The sequence below is a fragment of the Janthinobacterium fluminis genome (assembly GCF_028595325.1).
Lineage (GTDB): Bacteria > Pseudomonadota > Gammaproteobacteria > Burkholderiales > Burkholderiaceae_D > Janthinobacterium > Janthinobacterium fluminis.
Genome location: NZ_JAQQXR010000030.1, coordinates 1 through 3,435, shown reverse-complemented (window position 1 = coordinate 3,435; position 3,435 = coordinate 1). Strand labels below are relative to the sequence as shown.

General features: G+C 63.7%; 3 protein-coding genes and 1 rRNA gene. 1 reads left to right on the top strand and 3 read right to left on the bottom strand.

All coding sequences use genetic code 11. From position 1 onward, the window contains the following. Positions 1-240 (top strand): hypothetical protein (locus OIK44_RS25585; protein ID WP_273675075.1); only part of this gene is annotated, 240 nt, incomplete at its 5' end. On the opposite strand, the gene OIK44_RS25580 is transcribed toward OIK44_RS25585, so the two are convergent. From OIK44_RS25580 to rrf, 3 genes are all read right to left on the bottom strand, one after another. Beyond that, on the bottom strand, positions 223-1,704 hold the full coding sequence (locus tag OIK44_RS25580; RefSeq protein ID WP_273675073.1) for a DUF3482 domain-containing protein: 1,482 nt from the start codon (positions 1,702-1,704) through the stop codon (positions 223-225). The genes OIK44_RS25585 and OIK44_RS25580 overlap by 18 nt on opposite strands. Then, positions 1,701-3,182 carry a DUF2868 domain-containing protein gene (locus OIK44_RS25575; RefSeq protein ID WP_273675072.1) on the bottom strand — a complete coding sequence of 494 codons (1,482 nt, stop codon included), beginning with the start codon at positions 3,180-3,182 and terminating at the stop codon, positions 1,701-1,703. Before OIK44_RS25575 ends, OIK44_RS25580 begins: the two co-directional genes overlap by 4 nt. 139 nt (positions 3,183-3,321) lie before the next feature. Then, a 5S ribosomal RNA gene (rrf, locus tag OIK44_RS25570) occupies positions 3,322-3,434 on the bottom strand. Position 3,435: the final 1 nt, after the last annotated feature.

Sequence of the window (3,435 nt, the reverse complement as noted above, 5' to 3'; positions counted from 1 at the left end):
CCGCCGGCACCATCATCAAATGCCCACATTTATCGACTGTTAATTTTTAAAGAACTTGTTCTGTGCTGCTGCGGCTTGGCGACAAAGCGTTTTGTTTGTCAGCCGCGAAGAAGAAAGAGTATGAAGCGTTTCGCCTGTTTCGTCAACTTCTATTTTTACTGCCCCGTCGTTTCCGACCGGCCCCTGATTGGGGAGGCGAACTATAGCAAAGCCCTGGTCGTACTAGCAAGGTTTTCCTGAAGAGAATTCAATCGGCGTGCCCGGGTACAGCGCGCCAAGCGTGCGAGAAGCAATTCTGGTGACCAGCACGGTAAGCGCCGCCGCTTTTTGCGGCTCCGCCGCCACCCGCAGCGCTTGCCACAAATCCGCCAGCTCCGCCTCCGACGCGGCGACTGCGCGGTCAACCTCGTCTTGCCAGAATGCCGGCGCCTCACCTTCGACGAAGTTGCCCCGGCCGCGGCCGAAGTGGGCCACCGCGAGGTAGCGCAATACGCTGGCGACGAGCAAGGTGCGCAGGAACGCGTCAGAGAATTGCATGGTTGGCTGATTGCGCTCGGTGCTGGAATTAAAGCCCCACGCGGCGCCTGCAAACGTCAGCGCGCCGACCACACCGCCGAGCAAGGCGCCGGCGCCCAGCGTCAGCCCGCCCGCCATCAGGTCGGCGGACAATCCCGTCGCCGCGCCCGAGATCAGCGCGCCCAGCAAACCGGCCTGCGCCTTATCGATCGGTGCGCGCACGACGAAGTTTTCGCGCACCCGCGCGTTGATCTTGCCCGCCTCGCTGGGATCGAGCTTGTGCAAGGCCAACAGATGGCCGGTGATCTGGCCTATCCCCTGGTTCAGCCGCGCCACCAGCACGCCCATCGCCTTCTCCTGGCGCTGCTGCTCGCCGCCCTTGCCCAGCCCGACAGCTTTCAAGGCCGACTTGAGCAGTGTCTTGCTTTCCGGCTCGACCGGCTCGCGGTCTTGCGCCGCGCTCAGCAATTGCTGCGCGGTGAGCTGCATCGCCTCGCGGAAGCGGGCGGCGTTGTTCGCCTCCCATGCGGCAAACAGGCGCGCATAGCCCGCCTGCTTCGGCGCGGCGACCAGCTTGCCGACGGCCTCATAAAAAACACGCTCATGGACCCAGCAGCGAGCGAACGCATCCAGGGCCAACACTTCCCGCACAATCGGATATTGCCGCAGATGCTCGCTCCAGCGCGCCTGCTCGGCTTGCTCCTCCTGCGGCGGGCGTGGCGGCCCCATCTGGTTCAGCAACACCACCACCGGCTTGCCCAGCCACTCCAGGATTTTCATTTCAGCCGGCAAGTATCCGGCGTCCTTCGGATGCTCGGAAGAATTGACCAAATACAGCACGACATCGGCGGCGTCCCTCGCCGTGCGCAGCGCCTGCTGGCTGAGCCAGAACGGTCGGTCGCGATAGCGGTCCAGCACTTCGCGCAGGAACCAGCCGATCGGATTGCCCGACAGCCCCAAGCGCTTCAGCAGCCGCACCGAATCGCCAAAACCGGGCGTATCCCACAGTTGCAGCGCGTCGCCTGCCGGCGTCGCCAGCAAGGTATGCGATTCCGCAAAAACGGTCACGTGGGCCGCGTCGCGCACCTCGCCGACGTCGACGCCGATCAGCGTGCGGGCCAGCGTGGTCTTGCCGTTATTGGTGTGGGAGATCAGCGCAAACTGAATCTGGACGGGCGTGTCACTCATGGCGCGCTCGATAAAGTGAGCCCGGCCCCGCTGTCGAGCGGACGGGCGGATGGATCAATCAGATTGACGATGCTCGCCGACGTCTGGTGGAAGTTGCAGAACTGCTGCCACAGCGCGATGCGCTCGGCGATGCGCGCCTTGCCGCCCGCCTGGGCGCCGATGCGCTCGACATAGCCGGATTCGTCGATCAAAACGGCAATGCCGCGCGCCGAATGCCGCACCAGGTATTCCAGGAAGGCGCCGTGGTTTTCCTTTTCCGGCGTGGCGGCGAGATTGAACAGCACCGCCGTCACGCTGACAGCGGCGTCGTCGAGCTGCGTGTCGCGCAGCGCCTCCTGTGCCTCCTCGCCATACCCGGTTGCGGGACGCAACATCAGTCGCGCCTGCTCGCCGAGCAGCATCGCCGCGAGCACGGACAGGCCCTTGTCGCGCGCCTCGTCCACCACGAAACTATAGGGCAGCACACGGAAGATACCGCCGGCGCGGGCAACGCCCAGCGCCTCGTTCAGTTTATGAAAATAGGGCTGCTCCCGATCCAGGGGAAAACGCTTGCTCAGCCTTGCGGCGCGCCAATTGGCAATCAGCGTCAATGTCAGGCGCGGCAACACGACGAACAGGAAGATCGTCGCGGCGTACAGATGCACCCAGCGCGCGCCGCCGGCCGCCGAAGGGACTTGCCCGAATCGCAGTGCCTCGATATCCGCCAGCGAGAAGTCTTGAAGGTGAAACAGGGCCACCGCCGGCATGAACAGCGCGGATAAGATCGCATGGACCTGCGCAGCATCGAGAAAGGTGCTCTCCCAGCCGGCCACATACTGCGACAAAAAACCGCGTGCGTACAGCGACAGCACGGCGCCGACGGCGAACAGCGCGGCGCTCAAATGGACCGTGCGGCCCAGGCGGGCCGCCGTCAGTTTGGCGCTCAGTTGCGCCCACTCCGCCATAAAGCTCAGCAGCCCCGCCGCCAGGGCGTGCGGCAGCTTGCGCGGCAAAGCGGCCTTGCCGGCGCTGAGCCGGCGCAGCAAGACGGCTTTGGCGCCGCCCGGCTTCGATGCCGGCAGGCAGGCCCAGATGAGCAGCCCGAGGTAAACCAGCAGGTTCCAGACGATAATCAGCAACAGCGGTGCCGACAGCAGGTCGACGCGGTGCGGGTCGGTGATGCGGTCCAGGCCGGCGCCCAGCAATAAGGCCAGCACCGGCAATAGCGCCGACAGGGTGCGCAAATCATTGCGGCGTTTGATGAGGGCGGCGAATGCCGGCGTGCGCTCGGCAATGCGTTTCAGGATTTGCTCGGCGCGCTGCTGCAGGAAATGCTCGGCGGTCACCTCAGACTTGCTGTCGGCCGCCTGCCAGTGGGCCAGCTCTTTCGCGCTGCGGCTGGCGTACATGCGATCGTCGTCGCTGAGCACCTCGCGCTTCTGGTCCGCCGTCTCGATGGCGCGCACCAGCACCACATCTCTCGCAATCTGCTCGTTCATGCTGCTCCTGTTCTTGTATGAAACGACAACGCTGACAGGATGATTGTGACCGAGATTCGCGTTTCAGGCCAACGACAAAGCGGCAGACGAAAAAAAACCCGTCAGGCTCAAGGCACTAACGGGTTTCTTCATATAACTAGCCTGACGATAACCTACTTTCACACTGGTTGCAGCACTATCATCGGCGCAAAGTTGTTTCACGGTCCTGTTCGGGATGGGAAGGGGTGGGACCAACTTGCTATGGTCATCAGGC